The organism is Acidovorax radicis N35 (assembly GCF_000204195.1).
GTDB lineage: Bacteria > Pseudomonadota > Gammaproteobacteria > Burkholderiales > Burkholderiaceae_C > Acidovorax > Acidovorax radicis.
Window position 1 is genome coordinate 369,766 of the sequence record NZ_AFBG01000019.1, and the last position, 26,987, is coordinate 396,752.

General features: G+C 59.2%; 21 protein-coding genes. 6 read left to right on the plus strand and 15 right to left on the minus strand.

Features of this window, described 5'->3' with window-relative positions:
- Position 1 precedes the first annotated feature (1 nt).
- From ARADN35_RS27915 to ARADN35_RS27325, 7 genes are all read right to left on the minus strand, one after another.
- The gene (locus ARADN35_RS27915; RefSeq protein WP_139019189.1) at positions 2 to 1,519 is read right to left on the minus strand and encodes a vWA domain-containing protein; all 1,518 of its coding nucleotides are present in this window, start codon (positions 1,517 to 1,519) and stop codon (positions 2 to 4) included.
- On the minus strand, positions 1,516 to 2,613 hold the full coding sequence (locus ARADN35_RS0111515; protein WP_010462221.1) for a DegT/DnrJ/EryC1/StrS family aminotransferase: 1,098 nt from the start codon (positions 2,611 to 2,613) through the stop codon (positions 1,516 to 1,518). The genes ARADN35_RS27915 and ARADN35_RS0111515 overlap by 4 nt, the downstream gene beginning before the upstream one ends.
- A gap of 10 nt (positions 2,614 to 2,623) precedes the next feature.
- The gene (gmd, locus tag ARADN35_RS0111520) at positions 2,624 to 3,715 is read right to left on the minus strand and encodes a GDP-mannose 4,6-dehydratase (RefSeq protein ID WP_010462223.1); all 1,092 of its coding nucleotides are present in this window, start codon (positions 3,713 to 3,715) and stop codon (positions 2,624 to 2,626) included.
- A 29-nt stretch (positions 3,716 to 3,744) separates the two neighbouring features.
- Positions 3,745 to 5,199, minus strand: a complete 1,455-nt coding sequence (locus tag ARADN35_RS0111525; protein WP_081474612.1) for a mannose-1-phosphate guanylyltransferase/mannose-6-phosphate isomerase — start codon at positions 5,197 to 5,199, stop codon at positions 3,745 to 3,747.
- Positions 5,200 to 5,890: 691 nt separating this feature from the next.
- A complete protein-coding gene (locus tag ARADN35_RS27920; RefSeq protein ID WP_139019190.1) occupies positions 5,891 to 6,217 on the minus strand; it encodes a hypothetical protein in 327 nt (108 codons plus the stop codon).
- Between the two features lie 9 nt (positions 6,218 to 6,226).
- Positions 6,227 to 8,452, minus strand: a complete 2,226-nt coding sequence (locus tag ARADN35_RS27320) for a M12 family metallo-peptidase (RefSeq protein ID WP_159103192.1) — start codon at positions 8,450 to 8,452, stop codon at positions 6,227 to 6,229.
- A 513-nt stretch (positions 8,453 to 8,965) separates the two neighbouring features.
- Positions 8,966 to 10,207 carry a sulfotransferase family 2 domain-containing protein gene (locus tag ARADN35_RS27325; protein WP_081474614.1) on the minus strand — a complete coding sequence of 414 codons (1,242 nt, stop codon included), beginning with the start codon at positions 10,205 to 10,207 and terminating at the stop codon, positions 8,966 to 8,968.
- A 683-nt stretch (positions 10,208 to 10,890) separates the two neighbouring features.
- Here ARADN35_RS27325 and ARADN35_RS0111545 point away from each other — a divergent pair.
- Both ARADN35_RS0111545 and groL read left to right on the plus strand, forming a co-directional pair.
- Complete coding sequence (locus tag ARADN35_RS0111545) at positions 10,891 to 11,181, plus strand: co-chaperone GroES (protein WP_010462231.1); 291 nt, start codon at positions 10,891 to 10,893, stop codon at positions 11,179 to 11,181.
- A gap of 91 nt (positions 11,182 to 11,272) precedes the next feature.
- Positions 11,273 to 12,925, plus strand: a complete 1,653-nt coding sequence (groL, locus tag ARADN35_RS0111550; RefSeq protein ID WP_010462232.1) for a chaperonin GroEL — start codon at positions 11,273 to 11,275, stop codon at positions 12,923 to 12,925.
- A 281-nt stretch (positions 12,926 to 13,206) separates the two neighbouring features.
- Here the strand turns inward: groL and ARADN35_RS0111555 are convergent, their stop codons facing one another.
- From ARADN35_RS0111555 to edd, 4 genes are all read right to left on the minus strand, one after another.
- Positions 13,207 to 15,306, minus strand: coding sequence for a TonB-dependent siderophore receptor (locus tag ARADN35_RS0111555; protein ID WP_029413922.1), 2,100 nt, complete (start codon positions 15,304 to 15,306; stop codon positions 13,207 to 13,209).
- A gap of 285 nt (positions 15,307 to 15,591) precedes the next feature.
- Complete coding sequence (locus ARADN35_RS0111560; protein ID WP_010462236.1) at positions 15,592 to 15,891, minus strand: DUF805 domain-containing protein; 300 nt, start codon at positions 15,889 to 15,891, stop codon at positions 15,592 to 15,594.
- Between the two features lie 234 nt (positions 15,892 to 16,125).
- On the minus strand, positions 16,126 to 16,755 hold the full coding sequence (eda, locus tag ARADN35_RS0111565) for a bifunctional 4-hydroxy-2-oxoglutarate aldolase/2-dehydro-3-deoxy-phosphogluconate aldolase (protein ID WP_010462237.1): 630 nt from the start codon (positions 16,753 to 16,755) through the stop codon (positions 16,126 to 16,128).
- Positions 16,756 to 16,916: 161 nt separating this feature from the next.
- Positions 16,917 to 18,686, minus strand: a complete 1,770-nt coding sequence (gene edd / locus ARADN35_RS0111570) for a phosphogluconate dehydratase (RefSeq protein WP_010462240.1) — start codon at positions 18,684 to 18,686, stop codon at positions 16,917 to 16,919.
- Positions 18,687 to 18,781: 95 nt separating this feature from the next.
- Here edd and ARADN35_RS0111575 point away from each other — a divergent pair, with 95 nt between their 5' ends.
- A complete protein-coding gene (locus ARADN35_RS0111575) occupies positions 18,782 to 19,687 on the plus strand; it encodes an SMP-30/gluconolactonase/LRE family protein (RefSeq protein WP_010462242.1) in 906 nt (301 codons plus the stop codon).
- A gap of 70 nt (positions 19,688 to 19,757) precedes the next feature.
- The gene (locus tag ARADN35_RS27330) at positions 19,758 to 20,378 is read left to right on the plus strand and encodes a HEAT repeat domain-containing protein (RefSeq protein ID WP_081474615.1); all 621 of its coding nucleotides are present in this window, start codon (positions 19,758 to 19,760) and stop codon (positions 20,376 to 20,378) included.
- Positions 20,379 to 20,460: 82 nt separating this feature from the next.
- Here ARADN35_RS27330 and ARADN35_RS0111585 read toward each other — a convergent pair whose 3' ends face one another.
- A complete protein-coding gene (locus ARADN35_RS0111585; RefSeq protein ID WP_010462244.1) occupies positions 20,461 to 21,684 on the minus strand; it encodes an AGE family epimerase/isomerase in 1,224 nt (407 codons plus the stop codon).
- A gap of 127 nt (positions 21,685 to 21,811) precedes the next feature.
- A complete protein-coding gene (gene pgi, locus ARADN35_RS0111590; protein ID WP_029413924.1) occupies positions 21,812 to 23,374 on the minus strand; it encodes a glucose-6-phosphate isomerase in 1,563 nt (520 codons plus the stop codon).
- A gap of 187 nt (positions 23,375 to 23,561) precedes the next feature.
- On the opposite strand from pgi, the gene zwf reads away from it, so the two are divergent.
- Together zwf and ARADN35_RS27925 are read left to right on the plus strand one after the other, a co-directional pair.
- Positions 23,562 to 25,016, plus strand: a complete 1,455-nt coding sequence (zwf, locus tag ARADN35_RS0111595) for a glucose-6-phosphate dehydrogenase (protein WP_010462246.1) — start codon at positions 23,562 to 23,564, stop codon at positions 25,014 to 25,016.
- Between the two features lie 58 nt (positions 25,017 to 25,074).
- On the plus strand, positions 25,075 to 25,530 hold the full coding sequence (locus ARADN35_RS27925) for a hypothetical protein (protein ID WP_139019191.1): 456 nt from the start codon (positions 25,075 to 25,077) through the stop codon (positions 25,528 to 25,530).
- A 36-nt stretch (positions 25,531 to 25,566) separates the two neighbouring features.
- Here the strand turns inward: ARADN35_RS27925 and gloA2 are convergent, their stop codons facing one another.
- The gene (gene gloA2, locus ARADN35_RS0111605; protein ID WP_010462248.1) at positions 25,567 to 26,001 is read right to left on the minus strand and encodes an SMU1112c/YaeR family gloxylase I-like metalloprotein; all 435 of its coding nucleotides are present in this window, start codon (positions 25,999 to 26,001) and stop codon (positions 25,567 to 25,569) included.
- On the minus strand, positions 25,998 to 26,975 hold the full coding sequence (gene glk, locus ARADN35_RS0111610; RefSeq protein ID WP_010462249.1) for a glucokinase: 978 nt from the start codon (positions 26,973 to 26,975) through the stop codon (positions 25,998 to 26,000). Before glk ends, gloA2 begins: the two co-directional genes overlap by 4 nt.
- Positions 26,976 to 26,987 lie beyond the last annotated feature (12 nt).

Below are 26,987 nucleotides of genomic sequence, written 5' to 3' on the forward strand. Positions count from 1 at the left end.
GCTAGTCCAGTGGTTTGACCGTTGCACCTATCCATCGGATACCGAGCCCCTTATTGCAGCAGTCCAGCCCTAGTACTGACGCATCCAGGTGCACTACCTCCACACCTCCTATCAACAAAATAGCCGTTGAAGAGGTAACGGACAGCTGGCAATCTCCTTTTATTGGAAGCCCGAACACAGCGGCAACTTCTGACAACTGTTTCCACGTTTCTCCATGATGGCGCCATACAGACAATACCCCCTCCTTACCCGAGCTCTGAACGAGTAATGCAGCCATATGGGTATCCCCCCCTTTACCCGTATACCCAAGCACAGCAGAGACATGCGACTCCTGTCCTGCTTCCAGCGCATAGGTAAAGCGCTCCATCGATTGATTGCCTGTAGCATGCTTCAGAGCCAAACACAGGCCGGCAGATGCTCGCTTGCTACCATCATTTAACGTTTCTGGCGAACCAAGGACCAACTGGTACGAGGACCATGCAATCCTCCCTTCCACTGCAGCGCGTGCAGCCTGGAGCCTGTTCTGGGTTATATCCCCCTGCATGTGGATAGGTTGCCATCTTTTTTCTACAGGCTTCGGGAGCCGCTCTTGAACTCCGTCTCCAGCCATGCTTTTCTCCAGAAATTTCTGAAGATTATTCAGCGGCACCCCATGATGTGCTTCGTCAGGGACATCCAACAATCTCACTTCATTCACAGCCCCAAAAGACCCTAGGCAAAAATAATCAATTGCCTGCCACTTTTTTCTATCCAATATCCACAATGCACTCAAAGAATCGCGGCGTAAGTCTCGCCCCACTTTCTGACTCTCGCCTACAACAACGTAATCTCTAGTCGCAGCCAGTCCGCGTGTATACACCGGCGAGCCAGACTCCCACAGAGGTTCTTTTGAATCAATATCTATCAAGCCACCTATTTCTGAGTGGCAACTTAATCGTTGGCCTTCAGAAGTAATCCAAATATTGTGAAGCCCCGTTCTTTCACCCAAAGGAGTTATGGACAACACTTCCAGATCAGGATACGAAAAAACGGCGAGCTTCGAACCTTTACTGTGGCCATGGGCCACAACAAACAATTTTCCAGAATGAAGAAAAACGGAATTCAGATGATCTCCAGTAATCCTATCCAGTGCCAATCGATCCCATCTGGCGCTGCTGACTCCCGCCTCCTGAAAAACCTTGGGTCGATTCAAATCGATTATTGAAATGACATTTCTACCTGTGTTCGTACATATGACACGCCCATCGGGTGCGCAAAATATCTGGTGAGGCTGAGATAAAAATTTCCCACTATTTTTAGCGCCTTTTGACAGCCAACCTTGCTCAGATTGAGCATAAGATGAAATGTCGACAAGCTCAGAATTATTCACCCCGGAGTGGGAGAGAACCAATTCATCCTCTCCCGCAAACCAGGATATTCCATAATATTCGGTACGATGACTCTCGAGAGGCAGCACCTTTCTAGACTGGAGATCCACAAGCAATAAATAGCCTGTAGTTGCGACCAAGGCGTACTTCATTGCACAACAGCCCCAAAAAAGGACTGAATGTACTGAGCAATCCGCTGGATTTCACCTTGCGTCAGTGCGGGATAACTTGGCAAATTGACCCCACGTGCGCCTAAATATTCAGCGACAGGAAACACCCCCTTTGTCAGACAATGGGGCATGGTGTGCGCAGGATAGAACACGGGCCGGGTCTCAACGCCGTGCTCCCGCAGGTGCTGGCGCAGCCCATCTCGATGGCTGGCATTGTTCACAAGAATGGAGCACATCCAGAAAGAGTGTGTAGTGCCGGGCTCTTCTCGATGCACGTCCAGCGGTAGTCCTTGCAGCGCTTCTGCGTACCAAAGTGCGATTTGGCGCTTTTTTTCAAGAATGACGTCTGCTTGCTCCAGTTGCGCCAAGCCAATGGCGGCACAGATGTTGGTCATTCGGTAGTTATAGGCAACGATGTCGTGCCAGTACTCCCGGCTTGACGATACACCTTGATTCTTCAAGTGAAATGCCTTCGCCAATACAGCAGCATCCTTGGTAACTACCATTCCTCCTTCGCCAGTAGTAATGGTTTTATTGCCAAAGAAGCTGAAAGTGGCGACGTCACCAAAGGAACCCACATGACGTCCCTTGTAATAGCTTCCGAAGGCTTCGGCACAGTCTTCGACTAGGAATAGATTGTTTTCTTCGCAAATTTGAAGAATGGGATCCATATCACAGGATTGCCCATACAAGTGAACCGCCATCACCGCTTTAGTGTGCGGTGTAATTTTTCGCCGAATATCTTCGGGGTCAACCTGCCAGGTGGCTTGTAGTGAATCCACAAACACGGGTGTCGCGCCCGTCTGGATGATGGTGTTGACCGAAGCAATGTAGGTGAAGGTTGGCACAATCACTTCGTCACCTGGACCAATTCCCAACGCGGCCAAGGCCAGATGAATGGCCACAGTGCCATTGCAAACACTGGTTGCCCCCCCTGGCGCGCCCACATATTTTGCAAAGGCCGACTCAAATCTGCCGATGAACTCTCCTTTGGACGAAATCCAAGTGGAATCCAGGCATTGATTGACGTATTCTTTTTCGCGACCGTTGAAGTAGGGTTGATATACAGGAATCATGCCTGGCCGATCATTCGTGATGGTTGAAGTATTTGAAACCATTCTGTTTGACCAACTCGTCGCGTTGCGCCTCCTTGAGGTCTTCCCGCATCATTTCAGACACCAGCTCTGAAAAAGTGGTGATTGGCACCCACCCAAGCTTTTGCTTTGCCTTGCTAGGATCCCCAAGCAGGGTTTCGACCTCTGAGGGGCGGAAATACCTGGGATCAACCGCCACAATACACTTACCGGTTGCCGAGTCGTAGCCTTTTTCCTCGACACCCTTGCCCTGCCATTGGATATGAATGTCGATTTCTTTCGCTGCGAGATCCACAAATTCACGCACTGAGTGCTGTTCTCCGGTTGCGATCACGAAATCTTCTGCTGTTTCCTGCTGCAGCATAAGCCATTGCATTTCGACATAGTCACGTGCATGGCCCCAATCGCGCAGGGCATTCATGTTTCCAAGGTACAGGCACTCCTGCAATCCCAGCTTGATTCTCGCAAGTGCGCGGGTGATCTTGCGGGTCACGAAAGTCTCGCCTCGCAATGGAGATTCGTGGTTGAACAAAATACCATTGCACGCATACATGCCATACGCTTCGCGGTAGTTCACTGTGATCCAGTAGGCGTACATCTTTGCCACTGCATACGGAGACCGTGGGTAAAACGGGGTGGTTTCCTTTTGAGGCACTTCCTGCACTAGGCCATAGAGCTCAGAGGTAGATGCTTGGTAAAAACGGGACTTTTTCTCCAAGCCTGCAATACGTACGGCTTCCAACAGGCGCAACGTTCCCAATGCATCAGAATTGGCGGTGTACTCAGGCTCTTCGAACGAAACTGCCACATGGCTTTGGGCTGCAAGGTTGTAGATTTCGTCCGGCTGAACCTGCTGAACAATGCGAATAAGACTGGACGAATCTGTCAAATCCCCATAATGGAGTGTCAAATCCAGCCCTTCGCTATGTGGGTCGTGATACAAATGGTCAATGCGATCTGTATTAAATAGCGAAGCCCGCCGACGAATGCCGTGAACTGAATACCCCTTACTAAGCAGCAATTCGGCCAAATATGCTCCATCCTGCCCGGTAATGCCTGTTATAAGCGCTATCTTTTTCTTCAATTCACTCTCCTGGATACTGATTTATTAAGTTAAGAGGACATTCGCCCATAGCTATCGTCATATCTCACGATATCGTCCTCCCCCAGATAACTTCCCGACTGGACCTCAATGATCTCCAACGGTACCTTCCCGGGGTTGGAAAGTCGGTGAATGTGGCCCACGGGGATATAAGTCGATTCGTTCTCACCCAACAGGAAAACCTTCTCGCCGTTGGTGACTTGGGCCGTTCCTTTGACAACCACCCAGTGTTCGGCACGGTGGTGATGCATTTGCAAGCTAAGACTCGCGCCGGGGTTCACCACGATGCGCTTGACCTGGAAGCGCTCCCCGCTGTCAATGCTGTCGTACCAGCCCCATGGCCGGTGCACCTTCCGGTGTGTATCCGCCAAGGCGCGCTTTTGCGCCTTGAGATGCGCCACGATGTGCTTGACGCTCTGAGTTTGCGATTTGTCGGCAACAAGAACCGCATCGGGTGTCTCAATCACCACGATATTCCTCAGGCCGACACCTGCAACCAGTCGACTGCGCGCCATCACTAGCGAGCCCGTCGAATCGGTTAACACAGCATCCCCCACAATGGCGTTGTCATTGGCATCGTGCCCAAGGACTTGCCACAACGCATCCCAGGCCCCCAGATCAGACCATCCAGCCTGCAACGGCACGACACATGCAGGGATTCCTAGATCAGGACGCTTAGGCAGGTGCTCCATCACCGCATAGTCAATGGAGTCTGACGGACAGGCTGAGAACGCCGCCACATCAGGCCGTACAAAATCCAGATCGCACTGGGCGTCGGCCATCGCACGGGTGCAGGCCTGCAGGATTTCAGGTTTGCATGCGTCCAACGCTTTTAGCCAAACACTCGCGCGCACCATGAACAGCCCACTGTTCCACAAGTATTCCCCAGAGTCGACGTACCGCTGAGCGGTATCCCCGTCAGGCTTTTCTGCAAAGTTGGCGACCCGATAGGAACCCTGCTGATATTCGGCGCCGCGCTGAATGTACCCATACCCTGTTTCAGGCCGGTCCGCCACAATGCCAAAAGTGACCATGGCACCTTGTACAGCCACCTCCATGGCTTGCAGGATTGCCACATGCAAGGCGGCCCGATCAGTGAACACGTGGTCCGCCGGCATGGCCAAAAGTATGGGGTCAGCCCCGTCGGAGCCCGCCTGTAACGCAGCAAGAGTGAGCGCTGGTGCTGTATTTCGGCCAAATGGTTCCAGCACGATGCGTGCGTCATCCACTTGCGCAGCCACCAGTTGGCTGGCTGCAAGAAAACGATGCTCGACATTACAGACGAGCACAGGCGGCGCCAACGACACGCATTCCGCCAAGCCATGCAAGCGCAGAACGGTGTCTTGAAGCATTGTGAATTCACCGTCAAACGCAAGAAACTGCTTTGGGTAGGCTTCACGCGACAAAGGCCACAGCCGGGTGCCAGAACCTCCACACAAGACGACAGGAACCAGTGTGTGCTTCATGAAAAGGGGATAAGAAGGAAAGCGTCAGTGTTCGCCGCGGCCCAGCCCGCTTGGAAACTGAACAAGTCAAAAAAGGGGTGCGTCGTGAAGGCGGACCTTGCGAAAGGCGCGTATAAGAGACCAAGGCGCCGGTGTAGCTCTCCGGCACTTCTTTAACGCATTGTATCTTTGCTCATATACGCGCCAGCCAGGGTTACATCGGGTTTCCTTCTCCGGTGCTGAACAGGGTGGGGCACATAATGATTTAACGGAAATTGTCCGCTAGGCCCCACTGGCGAAGAAGTTGGCTGAAACCCCCATGGTCTGTAACTGCTCAGCCATGCGTTCATGGGTGTTGCCATAGATCGAGTCAGTGCACAGCCCACTGTTGCAGCGCTGTGGCTCCCTCGGAACCCGCAGCATGCATCAATGTATGAGCCTGCCCGTCCGCCCAAGCTGGGCTCACGACGCTGGCCCATGCACCCCCCTAAAACCCCGCAGTGCCAAGGAATCCCCGCAGCTCCAAGGTCTCTCTGCCCACCAAGAAGTCAGGCCAGGGCATGCCCGCTCAACCATCGAAAAACAAGTCGCTGTCAAAGACAGGTTCCAGGATCTACGCGCCAGTTGGGTAAGACGGAGCTAGCACACTTCAGGCCGATGTTGATCGGCCTACTGAAAACTCAGGTTTTTCCTTTTTTAACCGAACAGGCACTCAATCAGAAGTGGCATACAGAACATCTTCACGATCACCCCAGTTGTTACAGGCATTGTTGCCAAAAACGGATACCGTCCTGTCTTGCGCCTGGGCAGACAACAACAAGGCATAGATAGTTTTCCCTTGGGCTGTGGCGAGATTGATAGCCCATTGGTTATTGTTACCACATGATGGTGAGCCAGTTTTAACGCCTGCCGTGAAAAACAGGAAATTGCTGGAATTTATAATCAGCGTGGTTACCTTACCAGACGAAGATCCTGCCTGCGCACTGCATGCAATCATTGCCACGCCGGTGGCAATAGCGATTTTCTTGAAAATTTTCATATAAACCCCTCAGTCTAAAAGAAGTTGCAGTATCGGCGCCATATTTATCAGTCTCTTATGGTAGGTCGCGGCCAAGGTAACCCCACTGTATTGACTATCACCACGCAGCATGACATGGTAGGTTCCTGCGGTCGGGGTGGGGAAGGTGCAGGTCTCCTCGTTTCCCACCGCAAAAGGCCTGCAGTCATATGAAGCGGTAGTTGGCACTTGGCCAAATTTGACATAGAGGTCCACATCTCCAATACCCCCGCTGATCTGGATGACAAGATTTTTTGCGCCGGAAGGAACCACAACACTGCGGTACTGAACCGAGCCCGCAGTGCCCGTCAGATTCGTCTCCAACAATGGGGTTGTTGCACGCCCGCCTCCGCTGCTGGAATTGAAGTTTGCAGTCACAGTGGTGTTTGCATTTACGGTGAATGAGCAAGCACCTGTTCCACTGCAGCTCCCACCACTCCAGCCGACAAATGAGCTTCCTGCAGCGGGGCTCGCCGTCAGCGTCGCAATGGTGCCAGGAGCAAGTGACTCTGTACAAGTACTACCGCAGTTGAGCAATCCTCCTGCACGACTTACGGTGCCAGTCCCAGTCCCGATTTTCGCGACAGACAGTACGCCTTGGGGAGTTGGAATGAATGTGGCCGTCACATTCCGCGCCACACTCATCGTGACAGTACACACACCGGTACCCGAGCAAGCACCTCCCCATCCGGAAAATGTGTACCCCGTTCCAACGGATGCAGATAACGTGACAATAGTGCCCGCAGCGTAACTTTCGTTGCAGTCCACACCACAATTAATACCTGCCGGAGAGCTGGTTACCGTGCCTGTTCCCGTTTTGCTAACGCTCAGATCGAAGGTACCTGAAGCATCCAGCGGCAGCTTTGATTGCGCTTGATCCGACATCACAGTTGGAACACGGCCAGCATTTACCCCATAGACGTGATTGGTTCCAAAAGTCCATGTGATGTTGCTCATCCCCCCATTGAGCAGATGGCAGTAACTCATGATGGTCCCGTTTCCCTGACCTGCGCCCCCTCCAGTGGTTGAGGATGCGCCAGGCAAAAAGCCCAACCGTCCGGCGCCCCCAAGGGCAATTCCGCACTGCCCAGTAGCATTTCCCGAATAGCAGCAATCGATTGCACCACCGGTATTAGGTGACGGAGCAATATAGGGATTGTCGTAGTCATGCGTATGTGAACTACCAAATGCATGTCCAATCTCGTGGGCAACTACGACCGAATCCCAGATGACCTGCGGGTTCGACGGATTGAAATCTCCCTCGATATTTGCACTAACGCCATAAGCCGTACTTTGGTTGGAGAGGCTACCCACATAAGCTATCCCACCCCCAGAATTTTTCCCGCTAAGTAAATGAACATGGTGCCGCGAAACAGAGGCATTTGCCCCGGCATTCCAGAAGGCTTGCAACTCGTTGAGCATCGCGCCAGTGGCTGTCTGGGTCCAAGGATCGGCAGATGTTGTGCGAATTACTATTTGCTTGAGATTGAAACGGGTGGATATTTCTGCTTGGTACCGACTACCCACATAGGTAAGCAGATTGGTCACATATGTGAATGCAGCAGATTCAGAGCCAAAATTTTGATAAAACTCGTAGTCGCTATCAATGATGATATCCGCACGCCGAGGGCTGCCTGCTTTCTCTTCACCCAAAATTTTTTGAGAATTTTCCCTGCCAGTTTTGAGCAAATTTTCAATCCCGAGCTTCTTCTGGCTCGGGTCGGATTGAAGAAAATCTGGACTTACACCGCAAGAAAACTCTCGATTGACAAAATCCTTCTGATGATTCACCAAGCGTGAAACAGCAGCACCCGCACCGTTGCCGCGAACAGGAAGCAGTTCATTGACAACCGTTTCCTTCCCGCGGTGAATGATGGTGCGAATTTCTCCCTTGGGGGATACCGTTACAAAAGCATAACTATCGGGATTGCCTTCGAGCGTGCCCACAAAATGTGCGCTGGTAGCCAATGGAAAGGCACGAGATCCCTTTTCATCGACAACAATAAATTGTGTTTCACCGCTGATGACTTCTGAACGCCGAAGCCTGAGATTCACTACCGAAGGAACTTCATCGTTAATTTTTAGATTTTCAATGAGCAACGCTTCGCCAGGCTTGGTATCCATTGCGGTGAGCGCAAGCTTCTCCGTCGGCGGCTCTCCCGGTGTGAGTTGCAGAATCTGCTGGGCTTGAGCTGCCGCCAGAAAGAGCGTCAACACTGCAAGGGTTACCGATCTTGTGGACTGCCATCTCATTTTATTGAACATCTTTTTAGTTCTCATAGTGATTGAGGATCACTAAATCAATTAGCGGCCCCTCGAGACACCCTCTCCAGCACGCGGGATTTCCAGTCCATAGGCTTCAATTAAAAAATTTAACGCAAATTCACGAATGCAGCAAGAGCATCGTCACTAGCTAAGCTCTACTGAGCAGGCTTGAGCCAGACGGGCCACAAATCCTGTCGCGTTGTACAGCGCCACTGATGTGGCTCACAAGAGTCTCCTCTGCTCTGCCATCCGCCCCCCCGCCAAACCACGCCGTTTGGCCGGTAGTGTGTGGTTGCAACCCATCATTCAGTTCTCTTCCATAAACTGCCAAGCCCCGCCAAAACCGAGACCGCAGAGTGGTACCTGCACCAGCCCCCTTAGCGCGAAAAAACACAACGACATAGGCGCACATCAATGCTTGCCATGCGTATCAAAACACTTATTCAAACCAAGCCAAGGCAGGAATTACTTGATATGAAATCTCGCTAAGACAGACTGCAGCGCTTGCATCAAACGCCACGATCGTGATTCGACGATATGCGAGTAAACCTGGCGAAGCTGGATATGACTTGCTTCCAGATGTGCAAGTTGCGCTCGAACCATGCCATTGACAGCCTCGGCCTCCATGGAGCGTGCCTGCTGCACCTCCAAAGCTTTTTGATTCGCCTCGGACGCCTGCAAATGCATGATTTCGATTTGCTGTAGCTGCTCGCGCAATTGCTCGCTTTCGCTCTGTATTCTCTTGTTTTCGATTTCCAGTCTTGAGAGGCTCAACCGCAAGGCCTGATATTCCTCCTGGGAGGGCTGCTGCTTCGAAGACCTGCTTCCCTGAGGACGATCACCAGTATTTTCCCCAGCGAACCACTTGTACGCATAGACGGGCATGGAGCCAGAACGCCACTCTTGGAGACGCTCCTTGAAGAGTTGGCAAGCATATTCATAAAGCTGCTGATCGTATTTGACCTGCTCCGCAATTATACCTCTCACGTGTTGAGTCACCTCATCAACAACAATGCGAGATCTGTTTTCCTTTTCTCTGGCAATTCCATAATCCAAAAAATCCGGAACCATCAATCGCAAGAGCTCCAATGATTCCATAAAATTCTCAGTAATCCCAAAAAAATCAAATGTATTTAGATTTTCCTTTGCACTTTTCAGGTGCTCCTCCATATCCCCTCCCAAGTACGTGGAGAGACAAATTGTTTGTTGATTGCCCAACGCCCCATCAAAGATTATTGGATTACCAGAACACACAAATTCTTCCAAAGATGCCTGCTGCGCAAAAATCAGTGCGTCGCGCTCTGAGGATGTCGCCACTTTATAATGTGGATCGTCAGGATGAAAGTTGTTCTCGTCGTGCCATGATTTGTACTGCGAAATTGTCCGGTTCACCGGATCACGGACAAAGGTAGCCGTAAACGCATTGGGGCAAAAGCGTAGTAAATTTTGATAATGAAAATGCCCGAAGACAAATGACGATAATGCTTCTTTCTTGAAATACGCCTCAAGCGATTCTGACTCACCATCCACACCAACACCAGTAAATGCCCTAGAAGATGCAAAGCCTCCTCCCTGGGAAATCATGTAATTTTCAAATGCCGTTCCCGAGCATTTCGGTATATGCACAAATGCAAAGGGAGCCTTGGCACTGGATGGCGGGTCTATTTGGTCACTGCAGGTTGTGCGTCTACATTCTTCATTCTGCATAGTGAATAATAATTGAATCTCTTCAAGGAGATGATTAAAAGCAAGATGCCAGTAGAGCCATGGTCGATTTCGTAAAAAATCCAAACGATATCTGGTTAACGACCGTGCCCGGCCACCTCATGGAAGCCAAGTCTAATCATTGGGACGTTGGCACTCCACGTCAAAAACCTTGTGGACAACCCCGCATCGCCCGACGACCCACGGCAGATAGCGGCAGTGGAGGATGCAAGAGTTCACGATGTCCGCGTAAAACGCACGGTCTGGACTACGTCAGCGGGCTCGATCACATGCCATCGCACCCGCCTTCTAGGGCGTCACAGATAGACGCCAACTGGGGGACCCGGTGGTAGACCCTTCTGCAGCGAGGATCCACAGTGCTTCCCGGCCTACACATCTGCACTAGATACGAAACGGCCGGGCAACCAGAGCCATGCGGCTGCAAAGAGGCGGAGTTCCCGACTCCGATAGATCGATGACAACCCCCACCCCTCTGACTGCGCCCGCAACGCATCCGAAGAAATCGGGAAATGCCTTGGACGTCTTGAAACCGCCACAAATGCCCGTATCATTAGCACTCACCACAGACGAGTGCTAACACCACCTTGCCTGTCGGAAGTTTGGTAGCGCCTGGGTCTCCAGACGCTGAGTAAGTCAGCTTTTTTACTGAAAACAGGAGCATTGCAATGAACCTTCGCCCTCTGCACGATCGCGTGATCGTCAAGCGTATCGAAAGCGAAACCACGACCGCCTCCGGCATCGTGATCCCTGACAACGCCGCTGAAAAGCCCGATCAAGGTGAAGTGCTGGCCGTCGGCCCCGGCAAGAAGAATGACAAGGGCGACCTGATCGCCCTGAACGTGAAGGTCGGTGACCGCGTTCTGTTCGGCAAGTACTCGGGCCAGACCGTTAAGGTCAACGGCGATGAGCTGCTGGTCATGAAGGAAGACGATTTGTTTGCAGTGGTTGAGAAGTAATTTCCACCCCTGATTCACTCACTTTTTCATAGCTTCTAACGCTTACTGGATAAGCGCTAGCAGCCAATTTGAACCAATTTAGGAGCTCCAAATGGCAGCAAAAGACGTAGTTTTCGGCGGCGAAGCCCGCGCACGCATGGTTGAAGGCGTGAACATCCTGGCCAACGCGGTCAAGGTGACCCTGGGCCCCAAGGGTCGCAATGTGGTGCTGGAGCGCTCGTTCGGCGCCCCTACCGTGACCAAGGACGGTGTGTCCGTGGCCAAGGAAATCGAACTCAAGGACAAGCTGCAGAACATGGGCGCCCAGCTCGTGAAGGAAGTGGCCTCCAAGACCAGCGACAACGCTGGTGACGGCACCACCACCGCCACCGTGCTGGCCCAGGCCATCGTGCGCGAAGGCTTCAAGTACGTGGCCGCCGGCATCAACCCGATGGACCTGAAGCGCGGTATCGACAAGGCCGTGACGGCCCTGGTTGCCGAGCTGAAGAAGGCTTCCAAGCCCACCACCACCTCCAAGGAAATCGCCCAAGTGGGTTCGATCTCCGCCAACTCCGACGAAACCATCGGCAAGCTGATCGCTGACGCCATGGACAAGGTTGGCAAGGAAGGCGTGATCACCGTGGAAGACGGCAAGTCCCTCGACTCCGAACTGGACGTCGTGGAAGGCATGCAGTTCGACCGCGGCTACCTGTCGCCCTACTTCATCAACAACCCAGAAAAGCAATCCGCCATTCTGGACAACCCCTTCGTGCTGCTGTTCGACAAGAAGATCAGCAACATCCGCGACCTGCTGCCCACGCTGGAACAAGTCGCCAAGGCTGGCCGTCCACTGCTGATCATTGCCGAAGAAGTCGAAGGCGAAGCCCTGGCTACCTTGGTGGTCAACACGATCCGCGGCATCCTGAAGGTTGTGGCTGTGAAGGCACCTGGCTTCGGCGACCGCCGCAAGGCCATGCTGGAAGACATCGCCATCCTGACGGGCGGCAAGGTCATCGCTGAAGAAGTGGGCCTGACGCTCGAGAAGGTGACCCTGGCCGACCTGGGCCAGGCCAAGCGCATCGAAGTGGGCAAGGAAAACACCATCATCATCGACGGCGCTGGCGCTGCGGGTGACATCGAAGCCCGCGTCAAGCAAGTGCGCGTGCAGATCGAAGAAGCCACGTCCGACTACGACCGCGAAAAGCTGCAAGAGCGCGTGGCCAAGCTGGCTGGCGGTGTGGCCGTGATCAAGGTCGGCGCTGCCACCGAAGTCGAAATGAAGGAAAAGAAGGCCCGCGTGGAAGACGCACTGCACGCAACGCGCGCAGCTGTGGAAGAAGGCGTTGTGGCCGGTGGTGGCGTGGCCCTGCTGCGTGCCAAGCAAGCTGTCGGTGACTCGATCAAGGGTGACAACGCTGACCAGGAAGCCGGTATCAAGCTGGTGCTCAAGGCCATCGAAGCGCCCCTGCGCGAAATCGTGAACAACGCTGGCGGCGAAGCCTCGGTGGTGGTGAATGCTGTGTTGGCCGGCAAGGGCAACTACGGCTTCAACGCATCGAACGACACGTACGGCGACATGCTCGAGCTGGGCATTCTGGACCCCACGAAGGTCACCCGCACGGCCCTGCAGAACGCTGCCTCCGTGGCATCGCTGCTGCTGACGACCGAAGCCATGGTTGCAGAAGCACCCAAGGACGAGGCCGGTGCTGGCGGCGGCATGCCCGACATGGGCGGCATGGGTGGCATGGGCGGCATGGGCATGTAATGGCCAGCCGCTCCGTGTGGAACCCAGGTTCTGCCCGGTAGTGCACAAAAAAACCCGCAGGTTGCAAAACCTGCGGGGTTTTTTACTTGGAACACGTGAAGCACGTCGTGGCACGGGCTGCGCTTTCGACATTTGTACCGCGGTTCACTGCACCGCGCCAACCCAGAGCAAAGGGCCCGGCCTTCGCATTGGCACTGTGCCGTGCCAGTGCCGCCGTGCAAGGGCCGCCCCGCCGCATGGGCGGCGTCCCCTCGGGGGAGGACGCGAAGCGGCTCGGGGGGTTAAAACCTATACGTCGCGCTCAGCACCACATTGCGGCGCGCGGCCCACCAGCAGTCGCCACGCGCCAGGCAGGTGCTCATGTACTTCTTGTCGGCCAGGTTGCTGATGTTCAGGGCGTAGCGCCAGTCCTGGCTGTCGTAGGCCAGCAGCGCATCCACGACACCCGCCGCCGGCACCTTCGGCCCCGTGCCATCACGGAACGACGACAGCCAGCGATAACCCGCACCCGCCGAGAAGCCGCGCACGCCGCCAATGGAGAACCGGTACACGCCCCACACGGCAGCCTGATGGCGCGGCAGGTTTTCCAGCAGCGGATCGACATCGGTGTAGTTGTAGTGGGCGGTCAGGTCGAACGCTGTGGCCACACGGGCCTTGTACTCCAGCTCCAGTCCCTTGTTGCGGGTCTGGCCCACCTGCAGCGAGTTGTTCGGGTTGACCGGATCAACCACCTTCTGGTTCTTTTCCTTGAGGTCGTACACCGCCGCCGTGAACTGGGTGGCGCTGCCTGCGGGGGCGTACTTCACGCCCACTTCGATCTGCTCGCCTTCCAGCGGCTTGAAACGCTGGCCGTAGGTATTGGTGCCGCTCACCGGGCTAAAGGATTCTGCGTAGCTGACGTAGGGTGTCCAGCCTCCGGCCAGCTGGTACATCACGCCCAGGCGCTTCGTGGTGTCGCTCGTGCGGTCATCTGACTGGCCCGCCAGGCTGTTCACGGCGCGGTCGTGGCGCAGGCCGGCGATGAAGATCCAGCGGCCCCATTTCATCTGGTCCTGCACATACAGGCCGTTCTGGCGCTGCACGTTCTCGGGTTTCGCGACAAGCGTCGGATTCAGGACGTTGCCGTACACCGGGGCGTAGGCATCGATGGGCGCGTTGTATGCGTCGTCGGCCTCGTTTTTGTTTTCGGTCTGCCGGTTCCAGTCCACGCCCAGCAGCAGCTGGTGGCTCAGGGCCCCGGTGGTGAGGTTGCCCTGCAGATGGGTGTCCACCGCGGCCATGCGCGTGCGCGTGATGTTCTTGCCGTACAGGCGGCCGATCAGCCGCTGGTTGACGGGGTCTGCACCCCAGCCGCCGGGGATGGTGAAGAAGTCGGCGTAGTGGTAGCCGCCGCGATTTTCGTTGCGGGCCAGGCGCAGGTTCTGGCGCACGGCCCACGCGTCGTTGAAACGGTGCTCGAACAGGTAGCCGATGGATTCCCGGTCACTGTCGTAATAGTCGCCGGGCTCTCCGATGAAGCGGCTGATGGGCAACATGCCGTTGGGATTGGGCAGCAGCGTGCCTGACCAGGGCAGGAACTGCGAGGTGGTGCCACTGCGGTCCTGCTGCCAATGGGCCTGCAGGACCAGCGATGTGGCCGCACTGGGCCGCCAGGCCAGGGACGGAGCGATCAGGCGGCGGTCGTCCGGCACGTGGTCCACCTGGGTATTGGCATCGCGCGCCACCGCCACCAGACGGTACGACCATTCACCATCCGCGGTGAGGGGGCCGGTCAGGTCGGCCTGCAGCTGCTTGCGGCCCCAACTGCCAAGCTGCACGCCCACTTCGCGCTGCGCTTCTTGCTGTGGGCGCTTGCTCACCATGTTGACCACGCCTGCCACCGTACCTGCGCCGAACAACATGCCCGAAGGGCCGCGAAGCACTTCGATGCGCTCCAGCGCATAGGGCTCTGCAGGGGTGGTGCTGGTGTAGTAGTTGTAGTTCTGGCGCAGCCCGTCGAGATAGGTGTCCGGGGTGCTGCCGCGCACCCGGACGCTGTCGGCCCGGCTGTCCAGGCCGTACGCATCGCTGCGCACCCCTGCCGCGTACAGCAGCGCCCCCTGGAACGTGGTGGCGCCCTGGTCCACCAGCTGATCGCGCGTGACCACCGTCACGGACTGGGGGGTTTCGGCCAGCGGTGTGTCGGTCTTGGTGGCGGTGGCAGCATTGCGGGCACTGTAGCCGACCACCGGTGCGGTGGCGGACTCCTTCTCGGCGCTGGCGTCCACTCGCACCTCCGACAGGGTGGCACTCACACCTTGCGCCGAAGCCCTTGCGGGAAGAAGACCGAATGCCAACGCGATGCCCAGGCATACCGCTGTCTTTTGATGAAGGATGGCCATGGTTTTTAATAATGAGAGTAAGAATGATTCCCATTTTAAAAACCAATCATTGCCTGCCGGGCGCGTTGTCGTACGACGACAACATCTCCATTCAAAACAGTTCAATCCATTTGCTTCTGTTTTGATAGCAATTAACGCTTTACCATCAAGCGCTGGAGCCATTTTTTACCAAGAATCGACCCGCAACACCGGCACCCCATCACCGCCCCATCAAAAAAGCCCGCTGGCCGTGGGGCCAGCGGGCTTGGTGCGGGCGGACCCAGGAGGTCCGCTGCGCCGTAAGGATCAGCCCTCGCTGGGCTGCACCCACCAGTAGATCAGTACCAACACACCGATGCCGGTCAGCGTCAGCAGTTGCCACCAGCCCGAGCGGCCAATGTCGTGCAGCCGGCGTGCGCCCACGGCAAATGCGGGCAGCACCAGTGCGATGGAAACGATGCCGGAGATGACGTCTCCGAGGAAACTGGCCGCCACCATCACCACCACCTGGAACAGAAAGAACCACCAGAATTCGGAGCGCACAGCGCGGCCCGAGAAACCAGCGTACTGCGTCAGACAGCTTTTGATAGCCGAAACAAAATCCATACAGAACTCCCTCTCTTTGAAACGTGAAGCCGTTGTGGCAGGGACAAGCCCCGCGCCATGATAGAGGTGCGCAGGGCAGCAAGTCCACAAGCCAGTGATCCCAGCGCCTGCGGCCACCCTCCGCCGCCGTACCTTGCAGCCGAACCACCACGCAGCGCTTGCTTCTTTTTTTATAGCTATCAACGCATACTGAACAAGCGCCAGCTTCCTATTTCATCCCAAATCCTGGCAAACTCACGCGGCCTTGCGCAACGCATGCGTCTCGCGCGCCAGCTGGGTGATGCGCGCCCAGTCGCCCGCACGCACGGCGTCGGCGGGCGTCAGCCACGAACCGCCCACGCAGCGCACATTGGGCAGCGCCAGGTAGTTGGGCGCAGTGGCCAGGCTGATGCCACCCGTGGGGCAAAAGCTGACCTGGCCAAACGGACTGGCCCAGGCCTTGAGCAAAGGGATGCCGCCCGCGGCCTCGGCCGGGAAGAGCTTCAGGAACGAGAACCCATCGGCCAGCGCGGCCATGATTTCGCTGGACGTGGCCACCCCGGGAAGAAGCGGCAAATTCAGGCCCTTGCAGGCGCCACCCACTTCGGAGGTGTAACCCGGGCTCACCGCAAAACGCGCACCGGCCTCGCTCGCGCGGCGCGCATCGTCGGCGTTGAGCACCGTGCCCACGCCCACCACGGCCTCGGGCAAATTGCGCGCAATGGCTTCGATGGCGGGCAGGCCAGCAGCGGTGCGCAGTGTGACTTCCAGCACCTTCACGCCACCGGCCAGCAGCGCCTCGGCCAGGGGCAGCGCGTCTTCCACGCGGTCGATCACGATGACGGGGATGACGGGGCCATGGCTGGCGATGTCAATGGGATTCATGGGAATACTCCTTGATGTTGGATGCCGCACGCGGCGTTTGACAGGGGCGCGGCCCATACCAGTGCACCCGTGGAACTGGCTTCGCCAGGCCAGCGGGTGCGTCCCCCTCCCGCGCAGCGAGAGAGGGGGAAGGCGCGCAGCGACTCAGGGGGTGCATCCTGCTACAACCATGTGCAGGCTCCTTGTTCGGCACCGCCTGCGTGGCGGCGAAAGTTGGTAAACAGTTCCCGGCCAAAGCCGGTGGCGGGAGGCACGGTGTACGGCGCCACGGGGCGGGCGGCCCAGGTGGCTTCGTCGACCAGCACATCGAGCGTGCCCGCCACAGCGTCCACCCGCACAATGTCGCCGTCCAGCACCTTGGCCAGCGGGCCACCGGCCAGTGCCTCGGGCGTGACGTGGATGGCGGCGGGCACCTTGCCCGATGCGCCGCTCATGCGGCCGTCGGTGACCAGCGCCACTTTGAAGCCCTGGTTCTGCAGCACGGCCAGCGGAGGGGTGAGCTTGTGCAGCTCGGGCATGCCGTTGGCCTGCGGGCCCTGAAAGCGCACCACGGCCACCATGTCCTGCTGCACCTCGCCCGCAGCAAAGGCGGCGAGCAAAGCCTCTTGCGAATCGAACACGCGCGCAGGCGCTTCGATGATGTGGCGGTCTTCGGGCACGGCCGACACCTTGATCACCGCGCGACCCAGGCGCCCTTGCAGCAGGCGCAACCCGCCGGTGGGCGAGAACGGCCGGGTCACGGGGCGCAACACGGTTTCATCGCCCGACACCGCCGGAGCGCCCTGCCCGCCTGCGGCAATGCCGCCGGTGTTCACGCTCATCACATCGGGGTGCATGAAGCCGCCGGCCAGCAGCTCGCGCAGGATCCACGCGGGGCCACCTGCGGCCTGGAACTGGTTCACGTCGGCATCGCCATTGGGGTACACGCGGGCCAGTAGCGGCACGGCGGAAGACAGCTCGTCAAAGTCCGACCAGTCGATCAGGATGCCCGCGCTGCGCGCAATGGCCACCCAGTGGATCAAATGGTTGGTGGAACCGCCCGTGGCCAGCAAGGCCACCATGGCGTTGACGATGCAGCGCTCGTCCACCACGCGCCCGATGGGCGTGAAGCGCGATCCGCGCTTGCCAATGTCGAGCACCGTGCGGACGGCCTGGCGCGTGAAGGATTCGCGCTCTTCGGTGCCGGGTGGCGCAAAGGCCGCACCAGGCACGTGCAAGCCCATGGCTTCCAGCAGCATCTGGTTGCTGTTGGCCGTGCCGTAGAAGGTGCAGGTGCCGGGGCTGTGGTACGCGGCGGATTCGGCCTTGAGCAATTCATCACGCCCCACCAGGCCCTGCGCGTACTGCTCGCGCACCTTGGATTTGTCCTTGTTCGACAGGCCCGTGCCCATGGGACCAGCGGGCACGAACACGCAGGGCAGATGCCCGTAGTGCAAGGCACCGATCAGCAGGCCGGGCACGATCTTGTCGCACACACCCAGCAGCAGCGCACCATCGAACACATCATGGGACAGCGCTACCGCAGTGGCCATGGCAATGGCATCGCGGGAGAACAGCGACAGCTCCATTCCGGGTGTGCCTTGCGTGACGCCATCGCACATGGCTGGCACACCGCCTGCCACCTGCACCGTGGCCTGGTGCAGGGCAGCTTCGTCGCGCAGGATGGCGGGGTAACTCTGGTACGGCTGGTGGGCCGACAGCATGTCGTTGTAGGCCGTGACCACGCCAATGTTCGGCGCCTTTTCGACCGTGATCTTGAACTTGTCGGCGCCAGGCAGCGCCGCATAGGCATGGGCCAGATTGGCGCAGCCCATGCGCTCCTGGGTGGGTTTGCGGGCCAGCATGTCGTCGATGCCGGCGAGGTAGGCAGAGCGGGTGTCCGTGCTGCGCTGGATGATGCGGGCCGTCACGCGCGCTACGACTGAATGCATGGGATGCTCCATCGGTGGGTAAGCCCTCGGATTGGATACGGGGCTACTGTTTGAGTGCCCTAGAATGTAACTCGATAACCACCTCACTTCAACCCATGACCCTGCAGCGCCTGCCCCTTCCGCCCTCCGAGCTGGGCGAATCGCCGTTCTGGCACCCTGAGGAAAACTGCCTCTACTGGTGTGATATCCAAGGATTCACGGTGAACGCCTGGCGCCCGGCGGACGGCCAGCACCGGCAATGGAAGACCCCCAGCGAACCCGGCTGCTGCGCACCCGCCGCGGACAAAAAGATAGTAATCGGGTTACGGGACGGCTTTTACCTGCTGGACACCGTCAGCAGCGCACTTACCCTGCTGGCGCCGCTGCCCCCGGCGCAGCACGACACCCGCGTGCTGCGCCTGAACGATGGCCGCTGCGACACGGCGGGCCGGTTCTGGGCGGGCTCGGTCATCACCCCCCGCACGGCCCCCGATGCCGCGCTGTGGCGGCTGTCGGCATCGGGCGGCGGCTACGCCGTGCAGCACATGGCGGGCGACAACTTCACCGCCAACGGCCTCGCATTCAGCCCCGACAACCGGTTCATGTACTGGTCCAACACGCCGGAGCACCGCATTGACCGGTTTGACTTCGACGTGGCCACCGGCACCATCGCCAACCGCCAGCCCTGGGCGCGGTTTGATCGCAAGGTGGACGGCCAGCCGTACGGCGGCAGACCCGATGGTGCGGCAGTGGATGTGGAGGGGAACTACTGGGTGGCGATGTACGAGGGGGCGTGTGTGCTGCAGCTGTCACCAGCAGGCAAGGTGCTGCAGCGCATTGAAGTCCCAGTGCAGTGCCCGACCATGGTGTGTTTTGGGGGGGAGGATTTGCGGACGTTGTTCATCACGTCGGCGCGGGCGGGGAGGCCGGCGGAGGAGCAGCAGGCGGCGGTTCCAGCGGGGTCGCTGTTTAGCGTGCAGACGGAAGTGGCAGGGCTATCGGTAAACTTCTTCAAGGGCTAGAAGGCTGCACAGAGGAGCCGCAACTCTCAGCCCGGCTTTGGATCATCTTCATCAACAGAATACCGCTCAAATGGCCTTACATCCTGCAGCCGCACGCCTTGAATCCGTGACCCAGCAGCGCCTGAATGATGAAATATATTTTTGCCGCCTGGGAATCCCCTACGAGCCTGAGTCACTACTCAAGGTGCTTCGTGAACGCAAGCCAAAAACAGCGGTTCCTGCGGCTTGCCATGGCTTGGCGAATTTGGGCGCCAAAGAAGCAATTCCCGAGCTAAGAGCCCTGGCCGATTTCTCACACGCAGACACCAAGGCTACGTCTGTGCTGGCTGTTGCCCGGCTGGGAGGAAGTCAGGCGACACCCTGGCTTATGGAGTGCTTATCGCAAAAGGGCACGGACAAGGGATATGTACTCTGGGCATTGGCCGCTGTAGGAGACCCTTCAGCCTATGAAGCAGTCCGCCAGTGGTTTACGCCCATTCTGAAGAAGCTGGAAAAAGACCCAGGCTCGGATAAAAGAGGCAAATCTATCTTCGCCATCGCGTACTTGGAGCAGGTCACCGATGCACATCCGGACGCATCAACCCTGCTGGAGCGATTCCACGCGGTGGTGCCTTCTCTGGGTCCATCAATCCGTACCCAGTTGGCTCAGTTCACGCGCTCGTACGCCCGCTCGACAACGAACCAGACGTAGCGCACTGATCGACACAATCTCTCCGGGGCTTTTTTCAAACGGGGGCGTCACCCCGAGTCACGCAACGTCAGTCGGCCTCAGGCTACCCACGCAAAGCCAGCCATACGTCATAACACGCCCCCATGTTGTGATAATCAACCTTCCCCGCGTTGCTTTTCTCGCGCGTGTGGTTGCGGTTGGCACCGTCCAGGATGCGAAACCAGGCGCCGTGTTGGTGGTCCACAAAGTGAGCCCAGCAGTAGGCCCAGATGCGGTCGTACCACTGCCAATACCGATCGTCACCCGTGCGCACAGCCAGCACGGCGGCAGCGGCCATGCTCTCGGCCTGCACCCAGTGGTATTTGCCGTCGTCGCAGATGCTGCCGTCCGGTGCCATGCCGTAGACGATGCCGCCGTGCACGGCATCCCAACCCTTCTCCATCGCTGCGTCGAACAGAAACCGCGCGCAAGGCAGATGCCAATCTGCTGGCGCCAGGGCGTCCAGTTGCAGCAGCAGCTTGGCCCACTCGGTCTGGTGGCCGACCTGGTAGCCCCAGGGGCGGAAGATGTTGGTGCGGTCGTGGCGGTTGTACACCCAGTCCACGGACCAGTCGGCCTGGTAGTGCTCCCACACCCAGCCTTCGGCAGCGGGGGCCGATGCGCGGTCCGACAACGACGCCTGCCGCTGGCAGATGCCCTGCGCGAGCTGCTCGGCGCGCTCGATGTAGCGCGCCTCGCCCGTGGCGCGAAAGGCCGAGATCATGGCCTCGCAGGCGTGCATGTTGGCGTTCTGGCCCCGGTAGTCGGTCAGCACCCAGTCGGGCGATGCCTCGTCGGCGTACAAGCCCTGCGCGGGCTGCCAGAAGTGCTGCTCGGCGGTGTCGAAAGCCTCGGCCAGCCAGCCGCGCGCCTCGGGCACACCGGCTTCAAAAGCCCGCGCATAGGCCAGCATCACAAACGCCATGCCGTAGCAGTGCCGCGTGCCGTCCAGCACAGTGGCGCGGCCGCCCTGCCAGTCGATGAGCCAGGCGTAGCCGCCGGTGGCAGGGTCGAGGAACGCGGTGCGCAGAAACTGCAGTGCGTGCAACATGCCGGCCTGGTAGCGCGCCTCGCCCGTGGTGCGGTAGAGCATGGCGTGCGTGACCACAAAACGTGTGGCGCTGACCAGGTGGCGGGTGCGCGTGTCGTACACCGTGCCGTCGTCCAGGAAGAAGTGGTACATGCCGCCGCTCGCGTCGGTGGCCACGGGCTCGTAGAACGCCATGGTCTGGCGGATGTGCGCGCGCAGGAAGTCGGGCGAGCGGAAATCGGGCTGGGATGCGGTCATGCAAGGGTCCTCGGCTGCCGCCATCACCACCTAGCACGCTGAGCTTGTCGAAGCGCTGCGCCCAGGCTTCGACAAGCTCAGCCCGAACGGTAGGGGATGGGGCGAACGTGTTGGTTTTTTTGGGGGTTCAGTCGTGGGCGCGAAGACGCTCCAGCAACCCTGCCGTGGAGCCATCCAGCCCCGCAGCGTCGCCACTGGCCAGACGCGCCTCGATGTCCTTGGCCAGCACCTTGCCCAGCTCCACGCCCCACTGGTCAAAGCTGTTGATGCCCCACAGGCTGCCGCTCACGAAGACGCGGTGCTCCTGCAGCGCGATCAGCGCGCCCAGCGATGCGGGGGTGAGCGCATCCAGCAACAAGAAGGTGCTGGGCCGGTTGCCCGGGAAGTGGCGGTGGCCGTCTTCGCCTTCTTTGCCCACCATCAGCGCCTGGGCCTGCGCCAGGGCGTTGGCCAGCAGCTTGTTGTGGTGGCCCTCCAGGGGGTGGGTGGGCTGGCGCACGGCGATGAGTTCCAGCGGCAGCACGTCGGTGCCCTGGTGCAGCATCTGGAAGAACGCGTGCTGGCCGTTGGTGCCCGGCTCACCCCACAGCACGGGCGACGTGGCGTAGGGCAGCGGCTGGCCATCCAACCCCACGCGCTTGCCATTGCTTTCCATCTCGAGCTGCTGCAGATAGGCCGGCAGGCGGCGCAGCGCTGCGTGGTAGGGCGCGATGCAGCGGCTGGTGAAGCCATGAAAGTTGCGGTACCAGATGTCCAGCAGGCCCAACCGCACGGGCAGGTTCTGCGCCAGGGGTGCGGTGCGGAAGTGCTCGTCCATGGCATGGGCGCCGGCGAGCAGATTGCGGAAGCCCTCAGAGCCAATCGCGATCGCGATGGGCAGGCCAATGGCCGACCACAGCGAGTAGCGCCCGCCCACCCAGTCCCAGAAGCCGAACGTGGTGGTGATGCCCAGCGCCTGGGCGGCGTCGACATTGGTGGTCAGCGCTGCAAAGTGGCGCCCCACATCCTGCCCGCCTTGCGCGGCAAACCAGGCCAGCGCCGAGCGCGCGTTGGTCATGGTTTCTGCGGTGGTGAAGGTTTTGGAGGCGACGAGGAACAGCGTGCTCTCGGGCTGGAGCGCCTGCAGCACGCTGTGCAGCTCATGCCCATCCACGTTGGAGACAAAGTGCAGCCGCTTGCCCCTTGCGCGGAACTGCTCCAGCGCCAGCACGGCCATGTGCGGGCCCAGGTCCGAGCCGCCGATACCGATGTTCACCACATCGGTGATGGCGCCATCCGCACGCACCGCGTCGGCATAGGCCAGCATGGCATCCAGCGTGGTGTGCACCTGGTCCAGCTTCTGCGCAATGTCCGGCCCGTCGCCGGGCAACGCCAGGTCCCGGGGCCGGCGCAGCAGCGTGTGCAGCACGGCGCGGCCTTCGGTGCTGTTGATGGGCTGGCCGCCGAACATGGCGTCGCGGTGCTGCGTGAGGCCACAGGCACGGGCCATGTCCAGCAGCAGTGTTTCAGTGGCAGCGTCCCACAGGTTCTTGGACAGATCCGCAAACACCTCGGGCGCATGCTGGCTGAAGTGCCCGAAGCGCTGCGCATCTCTGGCAAAGGCCTCCCGCAGATCCAGGCGGCTGCCATCTGCGGAGAACGCGGCCTGCAACTGAGGCCACTGCGGAGTTTGGTCGCAACGGAGGGACATGGTGGATTCAGGATGTGGGGAGGTGAAAACCGGCGAGATAGTAACTTGATTACACAATTTATCCGATACTTTTCTGCACACGAACTGTCAAAAAACGTTTTACAGCCTCTACAGCTACACAATTCAATGTAACGAGATTACAATTTCCAGCCTCAGACGCACAACAACACCCTGATACGGAGACCCCATGAGTTTTGACCTTGTCCTGTTTGGTGGAACAGGTGATCTGGCCTGGCGCAAGCTCATGCCCGCATTGTTTCAGGCGTTCCGGCATGGAACCCTGCCAGAGGGGGGCCGCATCATTGCGGTGGCACGCGACGAGCTGAGCCATGAACAATACCGCAGCCTGATCCAGTCGCGTTTTGACAGCGTGGAACTGGCCAAGCGCCCCACCCCGGACGAGTTCGAACGCTTTGGCGCGCTGCTGCACTACCTGCGCATGGACCTGTCCAAAACCGACGACTATGCGCGCCTGGCCGCCATGTTGCACGAGCGCAATGCCGACTCGGTGGTGATGTATGTGGCCACCGCGCCCAGCCTGTTCACCAACGTGTGCGAGCAGATCGCCGCCGTCGGCCTGAACGGCCCCACCACCCGCGTGGTGCTGGAAAAGCCGCTGGGCCACGACCTCAAATCCAACCAGGCCATCAACGACACCCTGCGCCGCGTACTGAAGGAAGAACAGGTCTTTCGCATCGACCACTACCTGGGCAAGCCCTCGGTGCAGAACCTGTTTGCCATGCGGTTTGGCAATGCGCTGTTCGAGCCCCTGTGGCGGCGCGAAACCATTGCCAACATCCAGATCACCATTGCCGAAGAACTGGGCGTGGAAACGCGTGGCGCGTTCTACGACCAGACAGGCGCCCTGCGCGACATGGTGCAGAACCACGCGCTGCAGCTCTTGTGCGCGATTGGCATGGAGCCACCCATCAACTCCAGCGCCAACGCCATCCGCGACGAAAAGCTCAAAGTGCTGCAGTCGCTCAAGCCCTGGAGCATGGAGACCATCGGCCAGCATGTGATTCGCGGGCAATACAGCGCAGGCAACGCGCAGGGCCACGCCGTGCCCGGCTATCTGCAGGAAAAAGGCGTGGCCCCCGGCAGCACCACCGAAACCTTTGTGGCGCTGCGCACCGAGATCAGCAACTGGCGCTGGGCCGGCGTGCCGTTCTACATCCGCACCGGCAAACGCCTCGCGGGGCGCGACGCGCACATCGTGGTCAACTTCCGCCCCGTGCCGCACCCCATCTTCAAGACCCCTGCCGGCGCGGCCAACCGCCTGGTGATCAACCTGCAACCCAAGGACGGGCTGGAGCTGCACCTGCTGGCCCAGGGCGCCGCCCAGCACCAGACGGAGCCCGCCCTGTCGCAGGTGCAGCTGAACCTGGACTTCGACCAACGCTTTGGCACCGAGCGCGTGGGTGCCTACGAACGCCTGCTGCTCGACGTGATTGCAGGCCGTCTGAATCTGTTCGTGCGCAGCGACGAACAGGAGGAAGCCTGGCGCTGGGTAGAGCCCATCCTGCAGCACTGGAAGAACGACCCGGTGGGGCCGCGCCCGTACATGGCGGGCAGTTGGGGGCCGAGCTCGGCCAGCGCAATGATTGCGCGCGATGGGTATTGCTGGAGTGAGGAGATGTGAGCGGCAGGTGGTAGCCTCGAACGCTCCACCGGTTCCCGAATAACCCAGACTCACAGCCATGCTCACGAAGCGAACGCTACTATCCGTCCTCCTGAGCATTCCGTTGATCGGAGCACTAGCTTTCTTTGCGCCGTCAGGTCCTGACGGTTGGAAATCTGCCTGCGGATGCATCCCTACGGACTGGGGTTTTGTGGGTTTCCTGTCGCTGGAAACGGAAGGGTCACCTCTCTCAGCTTCTGTGGATCTCGACAAGCTGGACAATGCAATGGTTGTCTCTGGCTTCCTACGCAAAATTCCTATTGGCTCCAGCCTGGAAGAAGTCAAAGAAACCAGCAGATTCATGGAATCCACCTGTGAAGAGGTCAATGCCCGCCTCTATCGGTGCGACTACTGGCTTCAGTTCAAACGCACCTCAGCACGAGGTTACTCCGTGTGGTTTCACCTTTCTGAGACCCAGCAGTTGGGATCGCTCGAAGCCAAGGCAGTGACAAAGCAAACAAAAAAGGCGTTGTGATTCGCGTAGGAAGCTCAGTCAGCCCTAGCGTTCTGTCTATCGCGCTCCCCCCACCAACTCAATCGGCAACCCATCAGGGTCGGCAAAAAAGGTGAACAACGCACCGGTAAACGGATCGACCCGCACCGGCTCCGCCGCCACACCGTGCGCGGCCAGGGCCAGAAGGCTGGCCTCCATGTCGGCCACGCGCAGAGCCAGATGGCGCAGGCCACAGGCCTCGGGGTACGACGGGCGCGCCGGGGAGTTGGGGAAGGAAAAAAGCTCCACCTGCGTGCCATCGGGCAGCTGCAGATCCAGCTTGTACGACTGCCGCTCGGCCCGAAAGACTTCGTTCACCACCCGCAGACCCAGCACCTCGGTGTAGAAGCGGCGCGAGCGGGCATAGTCGCTGGCGATGATGGCCACATGGTGCACACCGCTGACCTGCAGCGCGGGCAGTGGCACGGGCAGCGCGGCGGGGCCGTCGCTCATCCCTCAGAGCCGGCGATGTCAAGCGCGCGCGACGCGCCATACAGCGCTGGCGTGGCGCTGGGGTCGATGATCCAGCACGGGATGGACGCGAGGTAGGGCTGAAAGCGGCCCTTGGACTCGAACCGCGCGCGGAACGAGGATTTGTCAAACCACGTGCCCAGGCGCGGCACCATGCCACCACCAATGAAAACGCCTCCGCGCGCCCCCAGGGTGAGGGCCAGGTTGCCCGCCACGCTGCCCAGAAAGCCGCAGAAAAGATCCAGCGCCTCCAGCGCCAGGACGTCGTTGGACTGCAGGGCCAGCTCAGTCACCTGGGAGGCCGAGCTGACCTCCTTGCCACCCCGCTGCGCGAGGCGGCGCAGCGCGTGGTACAGGTCCACCAGCCCCGCACCACACACAGCGCGCTCGGCCGACACATGGCCGTAGCGCTCCTGCAGGATGGCCAGCACATCGAATTCGCGCTGCGTCTGCGCCGCCAGCGACACATGCCCGCCCTCCCCCGACAAGGGCACGCCGTTGCTGGAGCCGGGCGGGAACACCAGCCCCGACACACCCAGGCCCGTGCCTGGGCCCAGCAGCGCAATCGCAGCACCCGGCACGGCCTCGCCGCCGCCCACGGGGCGCAGCAGGTCGGGCGTCAGCAGGGGCAGCGCCAGTGCCAATGCGGTGAAGTCGTTGATGACCACGAGCCGCTCGAAACCAAACGCCTCGCGCACCGCGCGCTGCGAAAAGCTCCAGCTGTGGTTGGTCATGCGGATCGCGTCGCCCGTGACGGGGTTGGCAATGCCGAAAGCCGCCTCGCGCGGGGTGGGCACACCCACTTCTTTCAGATAGGTCGCCAGCGCAGCGTCCACGGTGGGGAACTGCGCGCAGGGCAGCACCCGCGTGTCGTTCAAGGGGCCGCCCGGCTCGTTCTGCCAGGCCAGTCGGATGTTGGTGCCGCCGATGTCGGCGAGGAGGCGCTGAGGTTGCATAGGAAAAAGATG

What these genes read in the sequence shown, in the direction of transcription:
- ARADN35_RS27915 (WP_139019189.1), bottom strand. Translation starts at nt 1,519, where the DNA reads ATGAAGTACGCCTTGGTCGCAACTACAGGCTATTTATTGCTTGTGGAT.
- ARADN35_RS0111515 (WP_010462221.1), bottom strand. Translation starts at nt 2,613, where the DNA reads ATGATTCCTGTATATCAACCCTACTTCAACGGTCGCGAAAAAGAATAC.
- ARADN35_RS0111525 (WP_081474612.1), bottom strand. Translation starts at nt 5,199, where the DNA reads ATGAAGCACACACTGGTTCCTGTCGTCTTGTGTGGAGGTTCTGGCACC.
- ARADN35_RS27920 (WP_139019190.1), bottom strand. Translation starts at nt 6,217, where the DNA reads ATGAAAATTTTCAAGAAAATCGCTATTGCCACCGGCGTGGCAATGATT.
- ARADN35_RS27325 (WP_081474614.1), bottom strand. Translation starts at nt 10,207, where the DNA reads ATGCAGAATGAAGAATGTAGACGCACAACCTGCAGTGACCAAATAGAC.
- ARADN35_RS0111545 (WP_010462231.1), top strand. Translation starts at nt 10,891, where the DNA reads ATGAACCTTCGCCCTCTGCACGATCGCGTGATCGTCAAGCGTATCGAA.
- groL (WP_010462232.1), top strand. Translation starts at nt 11,273, where the DNA reads ATGGCAGCAAAAGACGTAGTTTTCGGCGGCGAAGCCCGCGCACGCATG.
- ARADN35_RS0111555 (WP_029413922.1), bottom strand. Translation starts at nt 15,306, where the DNA reads ATGGCCATCCTTCATCAAAAGACAGCGGTATGCCTGGGCATCGCGTTG.
- ARADN35_RS0111560 (WP_010462236.1), bottom strand. Translation starts at nt 15,891, where the DNA reads ATGGATTTTGTTTCGGCTATCAAAAGCTGTCTGACGCAGTACGCTGGT.
- eda (WP_010462237.1), bottom strand. Translation starts at nt 16,755, where the DNA reads ATGAATCCCATTGACATCGCCAGCCATGGCCCCGTCATCCCCGTCATC.
- edd (WP_010462240.1), bottom strand. Translation starts at nt 18,686, where the DNA reads ATGCATTCAGTCGTAGCGCGCGTGACGGCCCGCATCATCCAGCGCAGC.
- ARADN35_RS0111575 (WP_010462242.1), top strand. Translation starts at nt 18,782, where the DNA reads ATGACCCTGCAGCGCCTGCCCCTTCCGCCCTCCGAGCTGGGCGAATCG.
- ARADN35_RS27330 (WP_081474615.1), top strand. Translation starts at nt 19,758, where the DNA reads ATGGCCTTACATCCTGCAGCCGCACGCCTTGAATCCGTGACCCAGCAG.
- ARADN35_RS0111585 (WP_010462244.1), bottom strand. Translation starts at nt 21,684, where the DNA reads ATGACCGCATCCCAGCCCGATTTCCGCTCGCCCGACTTCCTGCGCGCG.
- pgi (WP_029413924.1), bottom strand. Translation starts at nt 23,374, where the DNA reads ATGTCCCTCCGTTGCGACCAAACTCCGCAGTGGCCTCAGTTGCAGGCC.
- zwf (WP_010462246.1), top strand. Translation starts at nt 23,562, where the DNA reads ATGAGTTTTGACCTTGTCCTGTTTGGTGGAACAGGTGATCTGGCCTGG.
- ARADN35_RS27925 (WP_139019191.1), top strand. Translation starts at nt 25,075, where the DNA reads ATGCTCACGAAGCGAACGCTACTATCCGTCCTCCTGAGCATTCCGTTG.
- gloA2 (WP_010462248.1), bottom strand. Translation starts at nt 26,001, where the DNA reads ATGAGCGACGGCCCCGCCGCGCTGCCCGTGCCACTGCCCGCGCTGCAG.
- glk (WP_010462249.1), bottom strand. Translation starts at nt 26,975, where the DNA reads ATGCAACCTCAGCGCCTCCTCGCCGACATCGGCGGCACCAACATCCGA.